Raw genomic sequence first — 21919 nt, forward strand, 5'->3', positions numbered from 1 at the left:
AAGGGGCATGACCCGCAATAATGGCCGCTACCTTGCGACAGGGTTAATCCTGTCCTCCCTTCGCGGCGTCGGTCAGCCGGGCGAGGGTTTCCTCCTGCCCGAGGACCATCATCATATCGAACACGCTGGGGGTAGCGGCCCGGCCCGCGAGGGCGGCGCGCATGGGCCCGGCCATCTTGCCGAACTTGATGTCGTGCGCAGCGGCGAAGTCGTTCGCAGCTGCCTCCAGTGCGTCCCGCGTCCAGCTAGCACTTTGCAGGTGCGGCGTCAATTCCGACAGCAGTGTCCGCCCCTCTGCATCCAGTTGTTTTGCGGCCTTTTCTTCCGGTTCGATCGGCCTAGTTGACAGTGCAAAGTATGCCTTTTCAAGGAGTTCCGGATAGGTCTTGGCCCGCTCTTTGAGGACCGGCATCGCGGCTCCGAGACGCTCCAGATGGACCCCTTCGGGCACCGGTTGACCGGTCGCGACAAGGAATTCCTGCACCTCGTGCAGCAGCGCAGCATCTTCCGTCGCGGCAATGTGATGACCGCAGAGATTTTCGAGTTTCTTGAAGTCGAACCGCGCCGGGGACTTGCCGATGCCGTCGAGGTCGAACCACGCCTGCGCCTGCGAGTCGGTAAACACCTCGTCGTCGCCGTGGCTCCAGCCGAGACGAGCGAGGTAGTTGCGCATACCCGAAGCCGGGTAGCCCATCTGCTGGTATTCCTCGACGCCGAGCGCGCCGTGCCGCTTCGACAGCTTCTTGCCGTCCGGCCCGTGGATCAGCGGGATATGCGCATAGGTCGGAAGGTCCCAGCCCATGGCGGTGTAGATCATCATCTGCCGCGCGGCATTGTTCAGGTGGTCGTCGCCCCGGATCACGTGGGTGACGCCCATGTCGTAGTCGTCCACCACCACGGCGAGCATGTAGACCGGCGTGCTGTCCGAGCGCAGCAGCACCATGTCGTCGAGCTGGTCATTGCGGATCGTCACGTCGCCCTGCACCTTGTCGGCGATCACCGTGGCGCCCTCGCGCGGGGCCTTCAGGCGCACCACGTAGGGCGCGTCCGGGTAGGTCGCGGGATCGGCATCGCGCCACGGGCTGCGGTAGAGCGTCGAACGGCCCTCGGCCTTGGCGGCCTCGCGGAAGGCCTGGATTTCTTCCTGCGTGGCAAAGCACTTGTAGGCGTGGCCGGCCTCCAGCATCTGCAGCGCCACCTCGCGGTGACGGTCGGCGCGCGCGAACTGGCTGACCGCATCGCCGTCATAGTCGAGGCCGAGCCACTCGAGGCCCTTGAGGATCGCGGCGGTCGCCTCGGGGGTCGAGCGTTCGCGGTCGGTGTCCTCGATGCGCAGCAGGAAGGTGCCACCGTGGCCCCGGGCATAGAGCCAGTTGAAGAGCGCCGTCCGGGCACCGCCGATGTGCAGGAAACCGGTGGGCGAGGGGGCGAAGCGGGTCACGACGGGTGCGGACATCGGGGCGAATTAACCTCTCGGTAACCAACGGGGTCTAGCGTTCGGGGCCTGTCTATCGGCGCGGCGGAGGGGTGACAAGTGCCCGGGACGCGAGGCGGGAATCGCAGGCTGTCAGGGGCGCGTCCGGTGCGGGGCGCGGCCGTGGCGCCGACGCCCGCAGCCGAGGCGGACGAGGGGCAACCGGGGCGCGGCACGACGGGGCGCCCCGGGGCGGAGCATCAGCGCCGGGCAGGGGCCGTGCGCTGGCTCCGCTGGCCCGTAGAAGGGGGCGCACGCTGCCTGCTGGAACAGCGCGGCCATCTGTTCCCCTGGGCGCCGGTCTGTGTCGCGGCGGGGATCGGCTGCTACTTCGGCCTGCCAGTCGAGCCGCCGGTCGAGGCGCTCGCCATGCTTGGCCTCGCCTGCCTCGCAGGCCTGCTTCGGGCGCTGCGGCTGGAAGGGTCCCATCGTCATGTCGCCTTTGCCCCCTTGGTCTGGGCTCTGGTTCTCTTCGCAGGCGGGCTCGGCTGGGCCGGGGTGCGGGCGCATCTGGTGGCCGCGCCGGTGCTGGAGGCCCGAACCTACGGGCCGGTGCAGGGGCGCATCGTGGCCATGGATCGCTCTGCCTCCGACGCGCTGCGGCTGGAACTGGACCGGGTCATCCTTGCCGGGCGCGGTCCGGACCGGACGCCGGAGCGGGTCCGCATCGCCCTGCATGGCCAGCAGGACGGGCCCCGGATGCACCCGGGCGCGACGGTCCTCGCCACGGCGCATCTTGCGCCGCCCGGCGGCCCGGTGGAGCCCGGCGGCTTCGACTTCCGCCGTCATGCCTGGTTCGCGGGGCTGGGGGGGCTCGGCTACACCCGCGTGCCGGTGGTGACCCTGCTGCCGCCCGAGCCGCGCGCGCTACGGGTGTTCCGCTGGCGCATGGCCATCGCGGATCATGTCCGTGCGACGATCCCGGGCGAGGCCGGGGCCTTCGCCGCCGCCGTCACCACGGGGGACCGCTCCGGCATCGGGCAGGAGACGCTGGAGGCGCTCCGCCGCAGCAACCTCGCCCATCTGCTCGCGATCTCGGGGCTGCACATGGGGCTGCTGGCGGGGGTGGTCTTCGCCGGGCTCCGGCTGGCGCTCGCTCTCGTGCCTTGGGTGGCGCTGCGCTGGCCCTGCCGCTCCATCGCGGCGGTGGGGGCGCTTGCGGCGGCGGCGGTCTACCTCGCGCTCTCGGGCGGCAACGTGGCGACGGAACGTGCCTTCATCATGGTCGCGGTGGCCCTCGTGGCGCTGCTCTTCGATTGCCGGGCGCTCAGCCTGCGGGCGGTGGCGCTTGCGGCGCTCATCGTCCTGACCCTGCGGCCCGAGGCGCTTCTGGGCCCCGGCTTCCAGATGTCTTTCGCCGCCACCGTGGCGCTCGTCGCGGTCTTCGCCCTGCTGCGGGGACGGGACAGCCCGCTGCCGCGATGGACCCGCCCGGTGGTGGCGCTGGTGATCTCCTCCGCCGTGGCGGGCGCGGCGACCGGGCCGGTGGGCGCGGCGCATTTCAACCAGATGGCGCTCTACGGACTGCCGGCGAACCTGCTGTCGGTGCCGGTCATGGGGCTGCTGGTGGTGCCCTCCGCCGTGGTGGCCGCCCTGCTGACGCCGCTCGGGCTCGAGGCGCTGCCGCTCTGGTGCATGGGGCAGGGGCTCGACTGGATTCTCCTCGTGGCGCGGGAGGTCAGTACCCGCCCCGGTGCGGTCGCGGGCGTGGTCACGCCGCCGCCCGCCGTGCTGCCGCTGCTCGCGTTCGGCGGGCTGATGCTGGCGCTCTGGCAGGGGCGCGGCCGGCTGGCGGGGCTGGGGCCGGTCTGCGTGGCGCTCTGGTTCTGGTCCGGGGCGGAGCGCCCGCTGCTTCTGGTGGAGGCGGAGGGCCGTCTGGTCGGGCTCATGACCGCCGAAGGCCGGGCGCTCAGCCGCGATCGCGCGGCCGGCTTCGCCGCCGGGGTCTGGCTGGAGAATGACGGTGACCTGTCATCGCGGCGCGAGGCGGCGGCGCGGTGGCAGGACCCGCGCCTGCCGGACGGGCGGCTGATCCGCCATGTCACCGGCAAGGCCACGGTCGCGGGGCTGCGCTGCACGGCGGGCGAGATCGTCGTGGTGAACGCCAAGCCGCCGCCGGGGCTGCCCTGTGACACGCTGGACCCCGCCGCCTTGCGGCGCGGGGCCCTGCTGTATCGCGATGGCCGGTGGATCGGCGCGGATGATGGCTCGGACGAAAGAGCGGCGCGGCTCTGGACGCCCCGGCGCCGTCAATAGCTGCGGATCAGCCCGACGAGGCGGCCCTGCACCTTCACCGCATCCGGGCGCAGGATGCGCGGCGGATAGGCCGGGTTCGCGGCCACCAGCTCCACCATGCCGTTGCGGCGGTAGAGCCGTTTCAGCGTCGCCTCCTGCCCCTCGACGAGGGCCACGCAGATGTCGCCGTCATTGACCGAGGGCGTTTCGCGGATCACCACCACGTCGCCGTCGTTGATCCCGTCCTCGATCATCGAGTCGCCGCGAACCTCCAGCGCGTAGTGCTCGCCCCGGCCCGAGAGCATGGAGCCCGGCACCGCCACGTGATGCGACACTTCCGAGATCGCCTCGATCGGGACACCGGCGGCGATCCGGCCCATGACGGGCAATTCCATCGCGTGGATCGGTTCGACCGGCTGGACATTCGCGGGACGCGGCGCGGCCGCCTGTGCACCGCCCTCGATCACCTGCGGGGTGAAGCCGGTCTCGGGGGGGCTGTCGGCGAGGGCCTCGGGCAGTTTGACGATCTCGATCGCGCGGGCCCGGTGCGCCAGCCGGCGGATGAAGCCGCGTTCCTCAAGCGCCGTGATCAGCCGGTGAATGCCCGACTTGGAGCGCAGGTCCAGCGCCTCCTTCATCTCGTCGAAGGAGGGCGGCACGCCGTCACGCTGCACCCGTTTGTGGATGAATTCCAGCAGGTCGAGCTGTTTCTTGGTGAGCATCTCTCGCCCTCGTACGCGGTTTCGTTCCGCTTTGTTCTACATCCGTTCCCGTTTTCTGTCAAATGTTCCGATTTTGGTCCCGTTTGCTCAACAGGGGGTGTAGTGTAGCGTGACAAACGAACTTGCAGGAATTTACACGCAAACTTTCAGCAAACGATTTTTCGGGAACGGGGCGTTTATGGCCCCGTTCAACGGTCGCTGAACGGGGCCTTCAACTTCACTCTCCCGGCGCCACCGGCCAGACCGGCGCGGCGGGGTCCACCACCGTCTCCGGGAGATCGCGCAGTGCCTGACGATAGCTCTGCCAGCTCGCCGTCCCGCCCGGCGGGGTCACATCCGGCATCATGGTCCAGTCACTGGCAGCCAGGCGGCGATCTCGCTCCGCTCTCAGGGCCTCAGTCGCGTCTGAGAGTGCAGTTGCCTGTCTCGCCTCGGCCGTGATTACTTTGCTCCAGTCAATGTTCATTCCTGGACCTCCTCTTCAGGTGCGGGCATGTCGTAGAGGGGCAGGGCCACCGTGCCGTCCTCTACGTCGGTCATCGGGGCCGGGAAGCGCGTCGCTTCGGGGGCGTTGGGGCCGTGCGGTAAGATCATCGGCACGGTGAGCACGCCGCTTTCGTCGCGGCTGACATCGCCCGAAATCCATTCGCAGGTGATCGCCTCCTTCGGGAGGGTGGCGCCGGTGGGCAGAGCGGTGAAGTCGAAGGTCTCACCGTTCAGCGTGAGAACGTCACCGCTCTTGGATACGGCGAGAACGGGCAGCCCGGCGACAGGCGAAAACGTGATGTTCATCTTCTTGCTCCTTAGAACCAGCGGCCGATCGCCATGAAGCGAACCGGTACGTTTGATTGAGTGTTAAGATGGGACATCACGTAGCAACTAGCGGAGCCGGAGAATGTCCCGACAGCTGGCCAGCAGTTGACGTTCCCAAGGCTCGCGAAGACGTTCAGTGATGTCGTGGCTGAGACGAAGGAGACCGGATAGGTCCAGCTTATTTGTGCTGAGTCTCGATAGACATTCCCGGCGGCAGTTGCGATGGCGCCAGATGTGAATGTCGGTGAGAACGCGAGCATCGTCCCATCGGCAAATTTCACATATTCCCCATTGGTGTTGCTGCTGCGCTCAATGATTTGGCCCGTCGGCACCCCGCCGTCTTCCGAAACCGTCCCCAAGATGCCGTACTCTCGCGTCAAGACGCGGTTCCAGACAATGCTCCCGTCAGCGGCCTGAGATCCGGTCCAGATCCGCGGCTCCGCTGGGGAACTGCCGTCCCGCCAGCACAAGAGATGCCGCCGGCCCGAGCTGCTCTTCGAAACCTGCAGCACGTAGAAATATGCCGATGTCTCTGGTCCGCCGGGGGTGTCAGAACCGACGAACATGTATATACCCGAGCCAAGGTCGCGTTCGGCGAGCGGCGTCGCACCGGTGATATTGATCGCCTCCCCGCCGCACCCAAAGGCCCCCACCTTCAGGAGCTTGCCGCTGGTGGCGTCGGACAAGCTGGACTGCACGGCCGATCCGGTGATCGGCACATCGACCTGCATAGCACTGGACCCCAGCAGCACCCGCCGCACGCCATTGGTCGAGAACCCGAAGGACCGCGCGCGGCACGTCTGCGCGCAGTCTGGAAATCTATCTGCGAGGCAGAACGGGCCTTCTCTGAAAGCCTCTGGGGTGACCTTCTGGGCGGCCTCTGCTTCGCCCTTCTCGTGGTCGGGCTGATCTACGGCGCGGGGATACTTCAATGAGCCACAACCCTGATCACCAAAAGGGGGCGTTCGCATGAAGTTCCTGCACGGTGGCAACGTTCAACGCATTGCTCTGGATCACATCGAGGTGTCCAGCCGTTTGCGAGAAGTGCGTGATGCCTTTGTCGAAAACCTCATCGTCATGGCCGAGGACACGGGCATCACGACACCCATCCACGTTCGCAAATCCAAGGCTGGATACATCCTGATAGACGGCGCCCACACCCCTTTGAACGAGGTCTTCTGCGAGCAGGTGAAAAGCGACTTCCTCCGCCTCTCCTGCCCCTCCTTCACCAGTTGCCGGCACGGATGCGCTTGAAGAGCCGAGCATGGCTTCCAGTGATCTTGTTGGAGATCGTTGCCTCACTTCGGTTCATGAAGGCGCAGTAAGCCTCGACAAGGCGTATCAGGTCGTTGAGTTCCATCTGCCCACCGTGGATTTTTCCATCAGATTAATAATGGATATATACACTAGATGGAAAAATCAAGGGAAGCTTGCGTGAGGCTGCGCTTTAGTGCATTTTTCCACTATGGATCGCGCCAAGTTTCTCTCTCTGGTCGAAGACCGGCGTCAGGCGCTCGGCTATTCCATGGCCGAGCTCTCGGAGCGCGCCTTTGGCTCGCGTAAGGTCACCGCAGTCCAAGATTTGAAGCGCGGGAGTTCACCCAGCATCGAGCGCATATCCGCACTCTGTGAGGCTCTCGACCTAGAATTCTATATCGGGAAGAAGCGCGACTCTGGCGTGATCAATGTTGTGATGCCTGCGGGCGACTTGGAGCACGACTACGCCCTTATCAGCAGTACCAATGCTGAAGCTGCGGCCGGGGCAGGGCGCTATGTGTCGGAACTCGAGGAACGCGAGCCCCTCGCGTTTCGTCGCGACTGGCTCGCCAAACTTGACGTAACGCCCAGTCGTGCCGTTCTGCTCCGCGCCCGTGGTGAGAGCATGGAGCCGCTGATCTGGGACGGCGACGTGATGATGATCGATACCGACCGGACAGAGCCGCGCGTGCGGCCTGAGGGGCGTTCTGTCGGACGCGGTTTCCAGGACGAGATCTTCGTGCTGCGCCTTGGCGACGATCTCCGTGTGAAGGCGGTTCGTCGCCCGAGCCAGGACAAGGTCGTCCTATATTCGGAGAATCGTAGCCGCTACGAGCCCGAGGTTCTGACGGGCGCGGACCTGAAGGAGTTGGCCATCATTGGTAAGGTGGTCTGGTGGGGCCACGTCTCAAACTGAGCTAGGGGTGTTGTGCTGTTTTCGCTTGCAGCCTAGCCGCTCTACTCTGAGCCAAAGAACGGGGTTTGCAACGTGTAGGTGGTGGCGAGGTTTAACTAGTGACCTTGCCCACGATCGGTGCTCCCGGCCATCAACGGTTCACTGCACGAGATCAAATGCCCCGATGAAAGGGCGGGGAGCCGACTTTCGCCGCGCACTGCTCGAATGACCTAGAAGTGCACGAAGCTACCGCCTCGCGCGCATCGCGGGACCTTTCGGAGGGCGAAGGTGGCCTGCAACTACTGCGACGTCTCGCCGAAGAACGCACCGGTCGCTAACGGAAAACGAATGAGCAATGATTGCGGTAGTTCGTCTAGCCGCCACTTGGCGGCATAAATGCCGACCAGAGCCTAAGTCAGAGAAATAAAGTCCGGATAAAAGCGGACGAGATCACGGTAGCGCTCAAAATGCGCGACAGGGTCTGGTAATCCTGGCAGGTCATCAATGCCCATTTCCTTCAAAATATCAGCAACAGGAGTGCTCGGCAGCTTACGCTCGAGATGATCACGCTCGCGCGAAGTCAGAGCCTGCACTTGAAGATCGTGAATATCGTCCCATTCCTCCGATGCGAGCGGCCAGCTTTCGAGATTTGCCTTGGTCCGTGGGTCGTACGAGATTTCTGCCTTATCAGATGGTTGCGGGGTAATCGCGAGAGTGACCGAAACCATCTGTGTCCCGTCGGAATATGAAACGGAAGAGAGGCAAACGGTGCGCCGACGGCGGCCTGCCGCACGTGTCGAGATTCGACCGATCGCCCTCGCCAAAATCCGAGGAAGACCTACGTACTCATTCGGGTCGTCTCCGCCAAAGTCGGAAGGGTCGAGGATACTCTCTAAGCGACGCCGCTTCCTATCTTCTTCTGTCAAATCCTCGCCAGAGTCTTTTGCCAGAGGTAGGTTTCGCGGCTCCGCATTCAGGGTGATCCTAAGAACGTCTCCGGGGGCTGAACTTGCAACCAATTGTCCGAAAGCCGACAGATCATCCCTGAGGCGTTTTGGCGTCGTAAAGTCGAACCATACGATGCGCCCAACGGTTGGTCGGATGCCCCATTCCAAGAATAGACCATCCATATCTTCAGCTATATCTTTGGCAGAAGCTCTCCTAACCTCCGCGGCGTCGGTCGGCCTGTTGAATTCCGCTCGCTTGACGGTGCTTGGGCATATGTCAAACGAAACCAATGTTTTCAAACCGAGCACGCGCGAGACACGTGCGTGGTCCGACATAGTATAACCGCCCATTGAAACGTAAGCGCAATTTTCAAACGAACGCCACCTTTCGAGGCGGCGCAAAAGTTCAACGAATAGGGCTCTATCAGCAAACTTTCCGCTGCGCAGATGATACGCCAGGTCAGCAGCGCTCATTTCCCGGAAGCCTTCTTGGCTCGAATAACAGCCTCGTTCCAAGCCTTCCCTAAAGTCGCAGTCCAGGGCGCTTCTTCGTCAATTCCATAGTACTTGGAGACGGCTAGTCCTTCGTCGTCATCAAGTAGAAGGCAAGTCCGCTTAGCGCGCTTGACCTTGGTAGTTGGCAGCTTCGGAACGCTACGTTCAACTCCTGTCACCTTTCGAACGGGATTGAATGAAAGACTCGAGATATACTCGGAGCGAATGCTCGAGAGTGTTGCTGGTGCGGCTCCCTTCATCGGCACAGATCTTTGCTCGGCGGTTTTCCAATCGTTAGTAAATTTAATGAATGGTTGGATGGCATCTTGCATGAGAGTCATCACTTCCGCGTAGACCGAAGAGTTTAGGTCGATCCCGCGCTTAGTAGTCGTCAAGGGCAGAGAAGATACATCGTCTGATCTCATGAACGCATACCCTGCTATCACAGAGTACTGCCCATGATAAGACGGGATCGGGCTACGCCCCCAACCCGTCAAGTGTGTCCGGTCATGACTCACCACCACTCGATCATTACAGACTACCGTCCAACCAGCCTTCACATCGCTCGCCGTGTTCTCGCTGTCGTGATCAGCCTCTTCCATGGATTTTGGTGGAGCAATTAGTCCGGCAATGATTTCAATTTGAACGCCTGAAACTAAACCCCTATAAATGGCTGGCGCAATTCTAGTGCCATCCTCAAGTGCTGTGTCTGAAAGATAGGTCGTCATACGAATAGGCTGGACAGCTTCCGGAGTGCCTCCCGCAAATCCTATTTTTACTTCGAATCCCTTGGAGAGCAAAATAGAATAGTGCTCGCCGACATAGCTAGAAAAGGATTTCACCCAATCTGGATCAGAAAAGGCATCCGAGACTGAATCTAGAAGACTCTCAACGGATATTTGAGTTCCGCCCTTCACCTCTCCTTCGTAATATGGCTTTAAATCAAAGTCATCCCATTCCTCGGATTCAAGCCATTCCTGCCCTATGTCAACCGTGAACGGATCATCGCCCGCTGATGTGACTTTGATGCTTGATCCGAACTTGAATAGAGCCCTTTTCATGCCGATGCCATAGACACCCACTGTCCCGCGATCACCCTCGCTTTGCGCGACGTCCGGGCGACCCATTCGAAATGCGCGTTCAGCCGCAAGCTTGATCGGAATGCCTCCGCAGTTGTCGGAGATCTTAAAGCAGTCCTTGGAAAAATGAATTTCCGCGCGAAATCCCTTATAGGGCAAAAGCTCATCGGGTTTCGATCCTCTAGCGCGTAGTACGCGCGCCGCACCATCTAGGCAGTTGTCGAGCAAGTCCAGGACTGCGTCGTCAAGCGCGATATCCCGCGTGAGCATCTTAATAAAGAAAGATTTGGTGGGTTTTGTTGAGGCTGTCCGATTTGGGCTTTGCGCTCCCGCCTCATCATCTTTTGTGATGCCCATGAAATTTCTCGCTACTTAGGTCTAGTTTTTTTCGGTGGCGCATCAGGTCTTCAGGACCAATAGCTATAGCCTTTTGCCGCCAACAACTATGTCCAATCTTCATTCAGCGGCTAGAGTCGCTGATGCGGTTTCAGAGCGGCTGATACCATCTGCGATCCAAGATAGTACGGCTGCTCCCAAATGGGGTGGCACGCTGTTGCCGATCATGCGGAAGCTATGCCATACTGTGGGGTGAAATAGATGTGAATCCGGAAAACCCTGAAGGCGCGCTGCTTCACGAACAGTGATAACGCGTGGTTCGGAGGGGTGAATCGGGCGAACAGACTGGTAAGAGCCCTTGTCGGATCCTGTCCCCGCTCGGAGCGTCGGTGATTTACCTTCCCAACAGAGTCTTTGGTGTCGCCCGACGGGGTCCACACGGCCCTGCGGGACTTTAACGAAGCGATCTACAACAGCTTGACTGTGAGCTGTCACTCGATGACCCGTAAACTTGAGGTCATCTGCAGCAAGGCTTGCGGCGTAGCTGCCAGCAGATGGCGATTCTTTCATCTTCCAAATGTCGAACCTGTCGGACGTGCCGATTTGAATGGACGCGGAAAGGCCCTCAAAAGCATCACGTACAGTTGATTGTTTGTCTTGGGCAAGCGCTCGTGAAAAAAGAAAATTCGGGTCAAGTGACGAAATCTGAGTTGGATCATAACCAACAACAAAAACACGATTTCGATTGGTTGGTGTGCCATAGTCAGCAGCATTTAAAAGCATCGGCTCAAGGATGCGGTAGAGCGCTGGAATTTCTTCGAGTGCAGCGTCCAAGAATGGCCTGTTTCGGTCGAACAAGAGGCCGCGAACATTCTCAAAAATGAAAAATGCAGGCCGCAGCTCCGCGATGCGACGACAGAAAACGGTCAGTAGTGTACGTCTGGGGTCGGCTTCGTCCATTCGTCCGATCTCGCTGAAGCCTTGGCACGGAGGTCCTCCGATCATTCCAAATGGCTCCTCGAGACGGAGAGAATCGACGGAAATTTCGTTCAAATCTCCGGTGATAAGATCAACGCTAGGGAAATTTCGCATGTAAGAAGCCGAGAGGTTACGATCAATCTCGACTGCCTTTGCGGTTCGAAACCCAGCCATATGAGCACCTAGTGTCAGTCCTCCTCCGCCCGAGAACACGTCAATGAGGGGCATCTTCAGAGGGACTTCGTTATGATTTGACATGGCTGGTCTCGTTGCGCCGCCAAACGCGGCAGGCTCTTGCAGTCATTTGGCATAGGCACCCACCAAATGTCGACCATTCAGTTGGCAGGTGAGTCGAGTCGGGCCGGACCTCGCCCACGGTCCGACTGGCAGCTCCCCCTGGCTACTCAGTTGTTCATGCGGCGCACGATCAATGTCAGGTTACGGGCTGGGACCGGTTACTCGCCGAGCGTTGCTCGAAAGGCATGTCTAGGCTGGCTACGGTCATCGGCTGCGCCTGGCATGAATGACGGCTCAGGGCCGATGAGCGATCCAGGACCTATCGGGCGGAGTGCTGACCTTCGCCGCGTCCGGCGTGAGCGGCAGTGGCGGCTAGGGAGCGGAAGCGGCAGTCGACGTGTTTCTGTTTGGGCCCGCGGCCGGCCCGTAGCCGACGTCGAGCGGCAGACCTCATTGCTGCCGTCGCTGCTCGCCTTCCGGACATTCGCCGCAGGCCAAAGCTCCCGCACAGCGCTGTAAGCAGGCCTCGTGAGCCAGTCGCGTCCTGTGTCGTTCCGGTATTGGCCGAGGACCGCGTGAGGGTTGCACATGGGCAGCCAGTCAAACATCTGGTGCCCACCTTCAATGTGGGAAGTTCCAATTTTGATCTGGGCCTTTTGCATCGCAGCTGACCTGAAGACTCCGAACCCGCAAGGCATGGTGCCGCCGAAAGATGAGACCGAGGCGTTCGCCCTGATCGGCGACCCGGACACCAACCTATATGCTCTTTTGCCTGACAGCGCTTGAGTGGATCGGCGACAGAAATATATGGTGGGATCGGCGCTGACCGGCGAACAATGCCGACATGGCCGAGAAAAAGCGAAACCCCGATTGGATGCGAGACGAGCATCTCGTCGCCCTGGACTACTATCCTGACAATCGGGGCGACTACTTTTCGCCCACTGGCGGGGCGTTCTGGAATTGGCGGACGACATTAGCAAGGTTGCCAAGGCACTCGGCTTGACCGGATCTGACACCTTTCGGAACCCTTCCGGAGTCTCGATGAAGTTGCTAAATTTCCGATCCCACGACCCGCAGCACGACACAAAGGGTCTGCCTCAGGGCAACAAGCTGGAGCAGATCGTCTGGGACGAGTTCGCCGAAAAACCGATAGTGTTGAAAAAGGTTGTCACTAACATCTTGAATGTAACCAGCGCCGCGATGGCGGGCGACACCCCCGTTCCGCCAGATGATGATGCTGCCGAGGCCCGCGAGGGCCAGTTACTTACACGCTTGCACCGCTATCGCGAGCGCAAAGCGGCCATCGTTAAACGCAAGAAGGCGTCTTTCTTCAAGAAATACGGGCATTTATGCTGTGAGGCATGTGGTTTCGACTTCCTGAAGGTCTATGGCGAGCGCGGCGCTGGGTTCATCGAGTGCCACCACACCAAACCAGTGTCCGAACTCACGGCTGGGGAGACCACGAAACTGGCCGACTTGGTCCTGCTCTGTGCGAACTGCCACCGTATGGTTCAAGCGGCGCGACCCTGGTGGACGTTGGAGGAGCTATCTGCTTCAATCAATCAAAAGGGGTGGAGTTGAAGTGCCATGTATTTTTCCGTTGTATTCCCGCTTGCCGATTTTCGGAGCTTACACCGCGATAGGGCCGGGCGCTTGGACCGTCCCGCATGGGGTCAAGCGGACCCGATGGCCGAGTTTGCTCGTGGTTTCGGGGAAATTCACACAAGGACGAAGTCGGGTGCGGGTTATGCTGGCGAGAACTACTACGCTGACTGTGACAATGCGGTTAAGTACCCGTCTCAATATTTTTTGAAGCCAATTCCCGGATCGCAGCGTTCCATCCTAGCATACCCCATATACCGCCGTTTCTATTTCGACGGACACATGGCTGGCCGCTTCGAGCTAGGCTTTCGTCTGAATGAGGGCTCCATTCACGAGATTGCCGAAACCGAAGGTAGGGTTGAGTACAGTGCTTCGGAACTTGCCGCACAGATCTTGCAAAACGACCTAAGGGTTGAGTTGCTTGATGGTCGAGAAATTACTCAATCCTTTTCCGACGCGGAACGGGCTCTTCGGGATGGCTGGCTACTCAGCAGTACGAGAACCAAGGACCTCAGCACTTACGACATAGAATCCGTCGGCTCTAGGTATGTCGGAGTTGGCGCTCCATTCATCTTCATTCGATCTGGCCGAGAAACGAGTCTAAAGGCGGAGAGGCAGAAGCGCGACTTGTTTCGGGACGGCGAGTTTGAACTCTTCCTTACCAGGTCCGGCAGGCAGGGTCAGGCCTTCGATGTGGCGGTGATCCCGTCCGTTGCTTCGCTTTCGGCGGAGGCGTCGAGGGAGCGGTTGGCACGTCTATTCTACACCCAAATTCGCGTGCTTGCTTACGCGCACTCATTTTACATTCGACAGGTGGCGGCCGGGAAAATTTCAGGACCAAAGTCGCTTGAAGCAGCGATACAAGCACTGCTGGAGCGACTGTCGAGTTTGGAACCCGCCGAAGGCGACAAGGTGGATGAATTGGCCTGCCATGAGATGTCCGAAATACTGCGGCGAACGGACTTGAGCCCTGCCCAACTCGCTAACGAAATCGAGCAACTTGTAAAGCCAGGCATTCTGCGCCGCTGGTTCGGTGGCTTTTTAGGTTATGCTGATAGAAAGGTCGACGTAGCGATAGAGGCCGCTGCAGGAACTGCTACAACGCATCTCCTAGGCAGCGGCTCCTAAAAATATTGGGCAGCACCGAATGCTTAGCCCGTCTATGCCGTTGGGGACTGATGTTCCCTTACTGTGACAGATAGTTCAGCCCAGAACACCAGTCAAGACCTCAGCGAAAGATCAGTAGAGGCCGAGAGACGCTTGCATTTGAAGGCTTCTAGCTCGCGGTGGTGGCACTGCGCTATCTCGGGTATGCTGCATTAGCCGCCAATCCGTTCGCGAACGCAGCGAGCTTCCGCTTCCCGCCCTTCGTGTTGATACCAACCTAGCGGTGGTGGGAAGGCATGGGCCTGCTCCTGACTATGCTCTAGAAGAGCCCTGGCGCCGAGTAAGAATTGGGTCCCACTTTTTGTCTCGGTTGCATCGCGTTCATTCAGCTCAAGGGGCTGAAATCACGTCGAAAAGTCGCTAACTGGGCCGAGCCCCACAAAGTTGACGGCTTGGGTCCCGCTTTCTGGGCCAGCCGCCTGCTCCACGGTGGGTCATTGAAGGTGCGCTAAACGCCGATTTATACCGTGTTGAACGAGGCTTAGCGCCATCAGGCCCCGACCTTCCCAAACTGAACATAAGTGGCCTTCTACGAAGAACTGGTAACGTTCATCGTTTCAATGAAGGTTCACCCCACGCCGAGAAACGGCGCTTCAAGGCACGTGGAGAAGGCTTGTTCGCGAGTGTGTCCGGCTCCTTCCGTCATCGGCCTGGCTCTTCCTGCCTCCTAGTAAGATCACCCGTCAACTAACAAGCGGCGCGTCATCTAACAGCCGGCAAGGCCACGGCCAGCAGGAGCCCGGCCACGCCGAGGAAGAGCAGCGGCCCCGCCAGGGCATAGCCCCAGGCCCCGATCACCCCGCCGCCGAAGAAGGCGCCGAGGGTCGCGGCATGGAGGATCAGCCGGCTGGCGGTGGCGCGGGTGGCCGGGTCGCGTCTCGCGCCATGGGGACGCAGCAGGGCGGCGAGTTCCAGCCCGATGTCCGTGGCGATGCCCGAGACATGGCTCGTGCGGACACGACCGTCGGAAATCCGCGTGGTGGCGGCGTTCTGCAGGCCCATGATCGCGCTGAGCCCGAGCAGCATGAGATGCACCGCCCGGTCGCTGGGCCAGAAGACCTCCATCAGGGCGACAAGGATCAGCAGCGCCGCCTCGAGGAGGATGCTGTAGGCATAGATGCCCCGGACGCCGCGCCTCTGGCCTTCCTCGATCAGCAGGCCCGAGATGAGCGCCCCGAGGATGAAGGCGAGGAGCAGGGAGAAGAACCACAGCGCCAGCCACAGGTCGCCGCTGGCCAGCCCCTCGGACATCGAGGACACATTGCCGGTCATGTTCGCGGAGAAGAAGCCGAGCGCCCGGAACCCCGCCGCGTTCACCGCGCCCGCCGCGAGCGAGAGCCAGACGGCGAGCTGCAGGTCGAAGGTGACGGGCCGATCCCGTCCGGCATGGATGAGCAAGGCGCGCCTCCCCGGGAAATCCTGCCGCTACAGTCGGACGGACGCGGCGCAAGGGCAAGGGGGCGGATGGGGGGGCGACACGTCGCCCCCCCTTGAGAGGTCCTGCGAGGGCCTCAGCGCCAGCCGAGGTCCGGGGCCACGTGGGTCAGGATGCTCTCGATCACGTGGACGTTGTAGGCCACGCCCAGCATGTTCGGCACCGTCAGCAGCAGGGTATCGGCCTCGGCGATGGCCTCGTCCTCGCGCAGTTGGTCGATCAGCCGGTCGGGGGTATCGGCATAGCCGCGCCCGAAGATCGAGCGGGTCTTGTCGATGAAGCCCACCTGATCCGCGTCCTTGCCGCCCTGGCCGAAATACATCCGGTCCTTGTCGTTCATCAGCGCGAAGATCGAGCGGCTGACCGAGACGCGCGGCGTCCGTTCGTGGCCCGCGGCCTTCCAGGCCTCGCGATAGGCGCGGATCTGCTTGGCCTGCTGGATGTGGAACGGCTCGCCGGTCTCGTCATCCTTCAGGGTCGAGCTCTGCAGGTTCATGCCCATCTCGGCGGCCCAGCGGGCGGTCGCGTCGGAGCCAGCCCCCCACCAGATCCGCTCGCGCAGGCCCTCGGAATGGGGCTCCACCCGCAGGAGGCCCGGGGGGTTGGGGAACATCGGGCGCGGGTTCGGCTCGGCAAAGCCCTTGCCCTCCAGCTGGCTCAGGAAGATCAGCGCGTGGCGCCGGGCCATGTCGCTGGCGTCCTGACCCTCTTCAGGGCCATAGCCGAAGTAGCGCCAGCCATCGACCACCTGTTCGGGGCTGCCGCGCGAAATGCCGAGCTGCAACCGCCCGTTCGCGATCAGGTCCGCCGCGCCCGCGTCCTCGGCCATGTAGAGCGGGTTCTCGTAGCGCATGTCGATGACGCCGGTGCCGAGCTCGATCTTCGAGGTCCGCGCGCCCATGGCGGCGAGCAGCGGGAAGGGCGAGGCGAGCTGCCGGGCGAAGTGGTGCACCCGGACATAGGCCCCGTCGAGCCCCAGCTTCTCGGCCTCGACGGCGAGGTCGATGGACTGGAGGAGCGCATCCTGCGCGGTGCGCACCTGCGAACCGCGGTCCGGTGCCCAGTGGCCGAAGGAAAGGAAACCGATGGTCTTCATGTGGGTGCTCCCGAATGGAAAGAGGCGGCGCGCCGGGGCGGCCACCCTGTTGCGCCTTACCTAGGGAGCCAGTGCCCCCCGCTGCAAGGGCGGCGGCCGGGGCCCGGGGGCGCAGGCTCTGTGCGCGGGTGCAGGGGTGATGTGCAGAGGCGGTATGCGGAGGGCGGCAGAGCGGGCGCGCAGCGAGGGGCGGTGCAGGCAGGCAGAGGAGGGGCAGAGTGGGCGCGAAGAGGGGGCAGAGGCGGGAGGAGGGGCGCTCTGCGCGCGGGCGGCCGGGACCGGTCGCTGCCGGCCGTCATGCCCCGGCGCAGCGGGGCCGCCTGCGTGGCCCGGGCAAGGCGTGCGTCCGGGCCAGAACTATTCCCGGTAGGGGGCCGCCCGGGACCAGGCCAGCCCCCTGCCAGGAGGTCAGCCCCTGGCGGCCTGCTCCACGAGCGTCAGGCAGACCTCCGTCGCGCGGCGCATGTCCTGCACCGAGATCCATTCCAGCGGCCCGTGGATGTTCTGCATCCCGGTGAAGATGTTCGGGGTCGGCACGCCCATCTCGGTCAGGCGGGAGCCGTCGGTGCCGCCGCGGATCGGGACCGAGGTCGGCTCTATCCCATGGGCCCGGGCCGCGTTGCGGGCCAGCTCCACCGGGGTCATGTCGGTTTCGAGCCAGTAGCGCATGTTGCGGTACTGGGGCGTGATCTCGCAGGTGATCCGGGCGCGGGGCTCGCCCGCCTGCACCGCTTCGCAGACCTTGCGCAGCAGATCGCCCTTGGCCGCCAGCCCGTCGCGCTCGAAATCGCGCAGGATGAAGGTCAGCTTCATCTCGGAGGAGCCGCCGGTCATGTCGGTGGCATGGATGAAGCCCTCGCGCCCCGCGGTCGTCTCGGGCGTCAGGGTCACATGGGGCAGGGTGTCCACGATCTTCGAGGCGAGGTGGATGGCGTTCACCATCTTGTCCTTGGCCCAGCCGGGATGGATCGAGACGCCCGTCACGGTGACATGGGCAATATCGGCCGAGAAGCTCTCGTACTCGATCTCGCCGACCGCGCCCCCGTCGAAGGTATAGGCGAAATCGGCGGCGAGGTCCTTGGGCAGGGCGGCGGCCACGCCGCGGCCGATTTCCTCGTCCGGGGTGAAGGCGAGGCGGATGGGCCCGTGCGGGATCGACGGATCCGAGAGCAGCCTGCGCGCCGCGGTCATCAGGATCGCCACGCCCGCCTTGTCGTCCGCACCGAGCAGCGTGAGGCCCGAGGCGGTGATGATATCCTCGCCCTGTTTCTCCGCGAGGTAGGGAAATTCCTCGGGCGTGAGCACGAGATCGGGGGCATCGGGATAGGTGATCGCGCCGCCGTTGTAGCCCTTGATCACGCGCGGCTTCACACCCGCGGCGTTGAACTGCGGGGCGGTGTCCACATGGGCGAGGAAGCCGATGGTGGGGCCTGCGGCGGTGCCGGGGATCGTGGCCAGCACGGTGCCATAATCGGTCAGCGTGACCTCGGCCGCGCCCATCTCCTCCAGCTCCTGCTTCAGCAGGTGGAGCATGCCGAACTGGATTTCGGTGCTGGGGGAGCTGGGGGAATTGGCGTCGCTCTGGCTGTCGATCGCGGCATAGCGCAGGAGACGGGCCTCGAGCTCGGGGTCGAAGGGATGGGTCATGGGCGCTCCTTTCTGTTGCGCGGCAGGAGGCGCCGGGGCGGGGGGAGAGTCAAGCCTGCCGCCGGGTGGGGCGGGCCCCGGGAGCGTGGCGCTGAGTGGGCCGGGCCGCCGGCGGAAGAGGGGGCGGAAAATACGTGTTTTCCGGGGGGCTTGGAGAAAGAGGGCAAGGGGAGAGGGGGGCTTGCGGGGCGCGCGTCGGGCGGGCCGGGACCAAGGCGTTTCGAAAGTTCTTGGCAAAATTCTTGGAAGAATTTTGAGGGGGCTGTCTGCCCCCTCTTGCGGGCTGCGCCCGCAATTCACCCCCGAGGATACTTTCGGAAACGAAAATGAGGGAGGGGCTTCGGGTGCGTTCCGGGGCCCTAGAGGGGAAGGTAGGAGACCGTGGTGCCGGCCTTGGCGGCAGGGGCCTGAGGCGGGCGGACGAGGAGGGCGTCGGCGGCGCCGAGAATGGAGAGCAGCGCGCTGTCCTGGCTCTCGAAGGGGGTGATGCCCTCGGGTGTGAGGCGGGCACGCATGTAATGCGCGCGGGGGCCGTTGGCGCCGATGTCGGCGGCGAGCGTGGTTTCCAGCAGCGGGCGGGGGACGGCGGGCAGGCCCTGCATCGCGTCGATCACCGGCAGCAGGAAGACGTGGCCGCAGACCATGGCCGAGACCGGGTTGCCGGGCAGGCCGATCATCGGCACCCCGCGCAGGCGGCCCGCCATCAGCGGTTTGCCGGGGCGCATGGCGACCTTGTAGAAGCTCTGCTCCATCCCGAGGTCGCGGGCCACGGGGCCGACGAGGTCATGATCGCCCACCGAAGCGCCGCCGATGGTGACGATGAGGTCGGCATCCATGGCGAGGTCGAAGGTGGTGGTCAGGCTTTCGACGGTGTCGCGGGCGATGGGGAGGATGCGGGCCTCGGCGCCGTTGGCCTCCAGCAGGGCCGCGAGGCCGAAGGTGTTGGAGGCGACGATTTGGTCGGGCCCGGGCCTGTCGCCGGGCAGGACGAGCTCATCCCCGGTGGAGATCAGCGCGACCCTGGGGCGGCGGGCCACGGTGAGGGAGCCTGCGTTCATCGAGGCGGCAAGCGCGATCTCGGCCGGGCGCAGGCGGCGTGGGGCGGGGATCGTCTGGCCCCTGGTGAAGTCGATGCCGGCGCCGCGGATGTGCGTGGCGCTGTCGAGCCGGTCGGAGAGGGTGATCGTGGCACCCTCGCGGGTCACGTCCTCCTGGATCACGACGCGGGTGGCGCCCGGCGGCACCGGGGCGCCGGTGAAGATGCGCACGGCCTCGCCGGGGGCGACGCTGCCCGCGAAGGCCCGGCCCGCGGCGGCCTCTCCGGTGACCGTGAAACGGGCGCCGGGGCGGACCTCGTCGCCGATCACCGCATAGCCATCCATCGCGGAGGCCGGGAAGGGGGGCTGGTCGCGCAGCGCGGTCACCGGGGCGGTCAGCACGCGGCCATTGGCGCGGGCGAGCGGCACCTCCTCGGAGCCGAGCGGCTCTGCCAGGGCGAAGAGCTGCTCCAGCGCCTCGGCGACGGAGATCATGCCTCGTACCGCCCGGATTTGCCGCCGTCCTTCAGGGTCACGCGGACCCCGCCGATCTCCATGGATTTCTCGGCCGCCTTCAGCATGTCGTAGACCGTCAGCGCGGCGGTGGAGACGGCGGTGAGCGCCTCCATCTCGACGCCGGTCTGGCCGGTGGTCTTGACCGTGGCGGTGATCCGCACGCCGGGGAGGCCCTCGTCCGGGGTCAGTTCCAGCGCGACCTTGGTGACGGGCAGCGGATGGCAGAGCGGGATCAGGTCGGCGGTGCGTTTCGCCCCCATGATGCCGGCGAGCCGGGCCACGCCCAGGACATCGCCCTTCTTGGCGCGGTTCCCGGTCACGAGGGCCAGCGTCTCGGGCTGCATCTTCACCCAGCCCTCGGCGGTGGCGACGCGCGCGGTCACGGCCTTTTCGGAGACGTCGACCATATGGGCCGCGCCGCTCTCGTCGAAATGGGTCAGTTTCTGGGTCATCAGGCGGTGGCCTGCGCCGGAACCGGATCGGCCAGCAGGGTCTTCGTCGCCTGCGTCACGTCGGCCTGCCGCATCAGGCTTTCGCCGATGAGGAAGCTGCGCACCCCGTAGCCCGCCAGATCGGCGAGGTCGGCGGGGGTGAAAAGGCCGCTTTCGCCCACCACCATGCGGTCGGCGGGCACCCGGGGGGCCAGCGTGCGGGTGGTGTCGAGCGAGGTCTCGAAGGTCTTGAGGTTGCGGTTGTTGATGCCGATGAGGGGCGATTTCAGCTGCAACGCGCGGTCGAGTTCCTCGCCGTCGTGGACCTCGATCAGGGCATCCATGCCCCAGGAAAGCGCGGCATCCTCGAGCTCGGCCGCCTGCGCGTCCGAGACGGAGGCCATGATGATCAGGATGCAATCCGCACCAAGCGCCCGGGCCTCGGCCACCTGGTAGATGTCATACATGAAATCCTTGCGCAGCACGGGCAGCGTGACGGCGCCGCGGGCCTCCTGCAGGAAGGGTTTCGCGCCCTGGAAGGACGGCGTGTCGGTCAGGACGGAGAGGCAGGTGGCGCCCCCGGCCTCGTAGGCGGCGGCCAGCGTCGCGGGGTCGAAGTCTTCGCGGATCAGACCCTTGGAGGGGGAGGCCTTCTTGACCTCGGCGATCAACCCGTAGCCGGTCTCCTGCGCCTTGATCAGCGCGGCGCCGAAGGGGCGCACGGGGGAGGCGGCCTGTGCGGCGGCCTCGACCTCGGCATAGGGAACGGCGGCCTTGTCGGCGGCGATCTCCTCGAGCTTGTAGGCCTTGATGCGGTCCAGAACGGTTCCGGTCATGTGCCCTCCGGCGTGGTCCAGTTGATCTCGTCTTCGCCCCTTTCCCTAAGCCAGTTGTTCACCGTTGAAAATGGCCGGGAGCCAAAAAAGCCGCGCCGGGCGGAGAGCGGCGAGGGGTGGGGGCTCTCGACGATGAGGTGCTTCGGCTGGCCGAGTGCCGGGCCGGTGATGTACCTGGCATAGCCCTGCGCCGGGCGGCCCCAGAGCAGGAAGGCGCGGGGGCTGTCGGCGAGGTGGCCGATGACCTCTGCGGTCAGGCGGGACCAGCCGAGCTTGGCGTGGCCGCCCGCATCGCCCGCGGGAACGGTCAGCGCGGTGTTGAGCAGCAGCACCCCCTGGCGGGCCAGAAAGCGCAGGTCCGCATTGGGCGGGCAGGCGCCTAGGTCCTCAACCATCTCCTTGTAGATATTGCCGAGGGAGCGTGGCAGCGGGCGCACGTCGGCCTCGGCCGAGAAGGCGAGGCCATGGGCATGGCCCGGCGTCGGGTAGGGGTCCTGCCCGAGGATGACGACCCGCACGTCCGCGGGTTGCACCATCTCCAGCGCGGCAAAGACCTGACCGGCGGGCGGCAGGATCGTGCGGCTGTCGGCGGAGAGTTTCTCGGCAAGGGCCGGGTAGGCCTCGCGGAAGAAGGGCAGGGCGGACCAGCCGCCCAGCCGGGAGGTATCGGGGATCATGGCGGCG

Annotated in this window: 21 protein-coding genes; 6 read left to right on the forward strand and 15 right to left on the reverse strand. The window is 63.8% G+C overall.

The genetic code is table 11. The annotated features are described in order from the left end of the window. Positions 1 to 43: 43 nt before the first annotated feature. Complete coding sequence (gene gltX / locus ACX9MO_RS14715; protein ID WP_462212370.1) at positions 44 to 1456, reverse strand: glutamate--tRNA ligase; 1413 nt, start codon at positions 1454 to 1456, stop codon at positions 44 to 46. 141 nt (positions 1457 to 1597) lie between these two features. On the opposite strand from gltX, the gene ACX9MO_RS14720 reads away from it, so the two are divergent. Further along, complete coding sequence (locus ACX9MO_RS14720; protein ID WP_462212371.1) at positions 1598 to 3730, forward strand: ComEC/Rec2 family competence protein; 2133 nt, start codon at positions 1598 to 1600, stop codon at positions 3728 to 3730. On the opposite strand, the gene lexA is transcribed toward ACX9MO_RS14720, so the two are convergent. The 4 genes from lexA to ACX9MO_RS14740 all read right to left on the reverse strand — a co-directional run bounded on the left by lexA (position 3724) and on the right by ACX9MO_RS14740 (position 6176). Then, complete coding sequence (gene lexA / locus ACX9MO_RS14725; protein ID WP_462212372.1) at positions 3724 to 4431, reverse strand: transcriptional repressor LexA; 708 nt, start codon at positions 4429 to 4431, stop codon at positions 3724 to 3726. The two genes, ACX9MO_RS14720 and lexA, sit on opposite strands and share 7 nt — an antisense overlap. A gap of 217 nt (positions 4432 to 4648) precedes the next feature. Next, positions 4649 to 4897: a tail fiber assembly protein gene (locus ACX9MO_RS14730; protein WP_462212373.1), complete on the reverse strand. Its 249-nt coding sequence runs from the start codon at positions 4895 to 4897 to the stop codon at positions 4649 to 4651. Then, positions 4894 to 5223 (reverse strand): hypothetical protein, encoded by a 330-nt coding sequence (locus tag ACX9MO_RS14735; protein ID WP_462212374.1) that lies wholly within the window; start codon positions 5221 to 5223, stop codon positions 4894 to 4896. The genes ACX9MO_RS14730 and ACX9MO_RS14735 overlap by 4 nt, the downstream gene beginning before the upstream one ends. Positions 5224 to 5234: 11 nt before the next feature. Then, positions 5235 to 6176, reverse strand: coding sequence for a hypothetical protein (locus tag ACX9MO_RS14740; RefSeq protein ID WP_462212375.1), 942 nt, complete (start codon positions 6174 to 6176; stop codon positions 5235 to 5237). 37 nt (positions 6177 to 6213) lie between these two features. Here ACX9MO_RS14740 and ACX9MO_RS14745 point away from each other — a divergent pair, with 37 nt between their 5' ends. Both ACX9MO_RS14745 and ACX9MO_RS14750 read left to right on the forward strand, forming a co-directional pair. Then, a complete protein-coding gene (locus ACX9MO_RS14745; RefSeq protein WP_462212376.1) occupies positions 6214 to 6498 on the forward strand; it encodes a ParB N-terminal domain-containing protein in 285 nt (94 codons plus the stop codon). A gap of 211 nt (positions 6499 to 6709) precedes the next feature. Then, positions 6710 to 7417, forward strand: coding sequence for a LexA family transcriptional regulator (locus ACX9MO_RS14750; RefSeq protein WP_462212377.1), 708 nt, complete (start codon positions 6710 to 6712; stop codon positions 7415 to 7417). 389 nt (positions 7418 to 7806) lie between these two features. Here the strand turns inward: ACX9MO_RS14750 and ACX9MO_RS14755 are convergent, their stop codons facing one another. The 3 genes from ACX9MO_RS14755 to ACX9MO_RS14765 all read right to left on the reverse strand — a co-directional run bounded on the left by ACX9MO_RS14755 (position 7807) and on the right by ACX9MO_RS14765 (position 11489). After that, positions 7807 to 8817, reverse strand: coding sequence for an O-methyltransferase (locus tag ACX9MO_RS14755; RefSeq protein ID WP_462212378.1), 1011 nt, complete (start codon positions 8815 to 8817; stop codon positions 7807 to 7809). Then, positions 8814 to 10274: an ATP-binding protein gene (locus tag ACX9MO_RS14760; protein WP_462212379.1), complete on the reverse strand. Its 1461-nt coding sequence runs from the start codon at positions 10272 to 10274 to the stop codon at positions 8814 to 8816. The genes ACX9MO_RS14755 and ACX9MO_RS14760 overlap by 4 nt, the downstream gene beginning before the upstream one ends. Before the next feature lie 99 nt (positions 10275 to 10373). Further along, a complete protein-coding gene (locus ACX9MO_RS14765; protein ID WP_462212380.1) occupies positions 10374 to 11489 on the reverse strand; it encodes a DNA cytosine methyltransferase in 1116 nt (371 codons plus the stop codon). A gap of 603 nt (positions 11490 to 12092) precedes the next feature. Here ACX9MO_RS14765 and ACX9MO_RS14770 point away from each other — a divergent pair. The 3 genes from ACX9MO_RS14770 to ACX9MO_RS14780 all read left to right on the forward strand — a co-directional run bounded on the left by ACX9MO_RS14770 (position 12093) and on the right by ACX9MO_RS14780 (position 14198). Next, positions 12093 to 12254 carry a hypothetical protein gene (locus ACX9MO_RS14770; RefSeq protein ID WP_462212381.1) on the forward strand — a complete coding sequence of 54 codons (162 nt, stop codon included), beginning with the start codon at positions 12093 to 12095 and terminating at the stop codon, positions 12252 to 12254. 255 nt (positions 12255 to 12509) lie between these two features. Continuing rightward, complete coding sequence (locus ACX9MO_RS14775) at positions 12510 to 13049, forward strand: HNH endonuclease (protein WP_462212382.1); 540 nt, start codon at positions 12510 to 12512, stop codon at positions 13047 to 13049. 105 nt (positions 13050 to 13154) lie between these two features. Next, complete coding sequence (locus ACX9MO_RS14780) at positions 13155 to 14198, forward strand: hypothetical protein (protein WP_462212383.1); 1044 nt, start codon at positions 13155 to 13157, stop codon at positions 14196 to 14198. 741 nt (positions 14199 to 14939) lie between these two features. Here ACX9MO_RS14780 and ACX9MO_RS14785 read toward each other — a convergent pair. From ACX9MO_RS14785 to ACX9MO_RS14815, 7 genes are all read right to left on the reverse strand, one after another. Next, positions 14940 to 15635, reverse strand: a complete 696-nt coding sequence (locus ACX9MO_RS14785; RefSeq protein ID WP_462212384.1) for a YoaK family protein — start codon at positions 15633 to 15635, stop codon at positions 14940 to 14942. A 113-nt stretch (positions 15636 to 15748) separates the two neighbouring features. Next, entirely contained in the window at positions 15749 to 16768 is a 1020-nt protein-coding gene (locus ACX9MO_RS14790; protein WP_222489436.1) for an LLM class flavin-dependent oxidoreductase, read from the reverse strand. A gap of 408 nt (positions 16769 to 17176) precedes the next feature. Then, the gene (gene pepT / locus ACX9MO_RS14795) at positions 17177 to 18415 is read right to left on the reverse strand and encodes a peptidase T (protein ID WP_462212385.1); all 1239 of its coding nucleotides are present in this window, start codon (positions 18413 to 18415) and stop codon (positions 17177 to 17179) included. A gap of 359 nt (positions 18416 to 18774) precedes the next feature. Then, positions 18775 to 19947, reverse strand: coding sequence for a molybdopterin molybdotransferase MoeA (locus tag ACX9MO_RS14800; protein WP_462212386.1), 1173 nt, complete (start codon positions 19945 to 19947; stop codon positions 18775 to 18777). Next, positions 19944 to 20420, reverse strand: coding sequence for a cyclic pyranopterin monophosphate synthase MoaC (gene moaC, locus ACX9MO_RS14805; RefSeq protein ID WP_222489439.1), 477 nt, complete (start codon positions 20418 to 20420; stop codon positions 19944 to 19946). The genes ACX9MO_RS14800 and moaC overlap by 4 nt, the downstream gene beginning before the upstream one ends. Beyond that, complete coding sequence (gene trpC / locus ACX9MO_RS14810; RefSeq protein ID WP_462212387.1) at positions 20420 to 21235, reverse strand: indole-3-glycerol phosphate synthase TrpC; 816 nt, start codon at positions 21233 to 21235, stop codon at positions 20420 to 20422. Before trpC ends, moaC begins: the two co-directional genes overlap by 1 nt. After that, positions 21232 to 21912 (reverse strand): uracil-DNA glycosylase, encoded by a 681-nt coding sequence (locus ACX9MO_RS14815; RefSeq protein ID WP_462212388.1) that lies wholly within the window; start codon positions 21910 to 21912, stop codon positions 21232 to 21234. Before ACX9MO_RS14815 ends, trpC begins: the two co-directional genes overlap by 4 nt. Between the last annotated feature and the right edge of the window lie 7 nt (positions 21913 to 21919).

It is taken from the genome of Pseudooceanicola profundus (assembly GCF_054919315.1).

Bases quoted from the DNA above. Each gene is read 5' to 3' on its own strand.
- ACX9MO_RS14770 (WP_462212381.1), top strand. From the start codon at position 12,093: ATGTGGGAAGTTCCAATTTTGATCTGGGCCTTTTGCATCGCAGCTGAC.
- ACX9MO_RS14775 (WP_462212382.1), top strand. From the start codon at position 12,510: ATGAAGTTGCTAAATTTCCGATCCCACGACCCGCAGCACGACACAAAG.
- ACX9MO_RS14760 (WP_462212379.1), bottom strand. From the start codon at position 10,274: ATGGGCATCACAAAAGATGATGAGGCGGGAGCGCAAAGCCCAAATCGG.
- ACX9MO_RS14780 (WP_462212383.1), top strand. From the start codon at position 13,155: ATGGCCGAGTTTGCTCGTGGTTTCGGGGAAATTCACACAAGGACGAAG.
- ACX9MO_RS14800 (WP_462212386.1), bottom strand. From the start codon at position 19,947: ATGATCTCCGTCGCCGAGGCGCTGGAGCAGCTCTTCGCCCTGGCAGAG.
- ACX9MO_RS14735 (WP_462212374.1), bottom strand. From the start codon at position 5,223: ATGAACATCACGTTTTCGCCTGTCGCCGGGCTGCCCGTTCTCGCCGTA.
- moaC (WP_222489439.1), bottom strand. From the start codon at position 20,420: ATGACCCAGAAACTGACCCATTTCGACGAGAGCGGCGCGGCCCATATG.
- trpC (WP_462212387.1), bottom strand. From the start codon at position 21,235: ATGACCGGAACCGTTCTGGACCGCATCAAGGCCTACAAGCTCGAGGAG.
- ACX9MO_RS14790 (WP_222489436.1), bottom strand. From the start codon at position 16,768: ATGAAGACCATCGGTTTCCTTTCCTTCGGCCACTGGGCACCGGACCGC.
- pepT (WP_462212385.1), bottom strand. From the start codon at position 18,415: ATGACCCATCCCTTCGACCCCGAGCTCGAGGCCCGTCTCCTGCGCTAT.
- ACX9MO_RS14745 (WP_462212376.1), top strand. From the start codon at position 6,214: ATGAAGTTCCTGCACGGTGGCAACGTTCAACGCATTGCTCTGGATCAC.
- ACX9MO_RS14750 (WP_462212377.1), top strand. From the start codon at position 6,710: ATGGATCGCGCCAAGTTTCTCTCTCTGGTCGAAGACCGGCGTCAGGCG.
- gltX (WP_462212370.1), bottom strand. From the start codon at position 1,456: ATGTCCGCACCCGTCGTGACCCGCTTCGCCCCCTCGCCCACCGGTTTC.
- ACX9MO_RS14815 (WP_462212388.1), bottom strand. From the start codon at position 21,912: ATGATCCCCGATACCTCCCGGCTGGGCGGCTGGTCCGCCCTGCCCTTC.
- ACX9MO_RS14730 (WP_462212373.1), bottom strand. From the start codon at position 4,897: ATGAACATTGACTGGAGCAAAGTAATCACGGCCGAGGCGAGACAGGCA.
- lexA (WP_462212372.1), bottom strand. From the start codon at position 4,431: ATGCTCACCAAGAAACAGCTCGACCTGCTGGAATTCATCCACAAACGG.
- ACX9MO_RS14765 (WP_462212380.1), bottom strand. From the start codon at position 11,489: ATGTCAAATCATAACGAAGTCCCTCTGAAGATGCCCCTCATTGACGTG.
- ACX9MO_RS14755 (WP_462212378.1), bottom strand. From the start codon at position 8,817: ATGAGCGCTGCTGACCTGGCGTATCATCTGCGCAGCGGAAAGTTTGCT.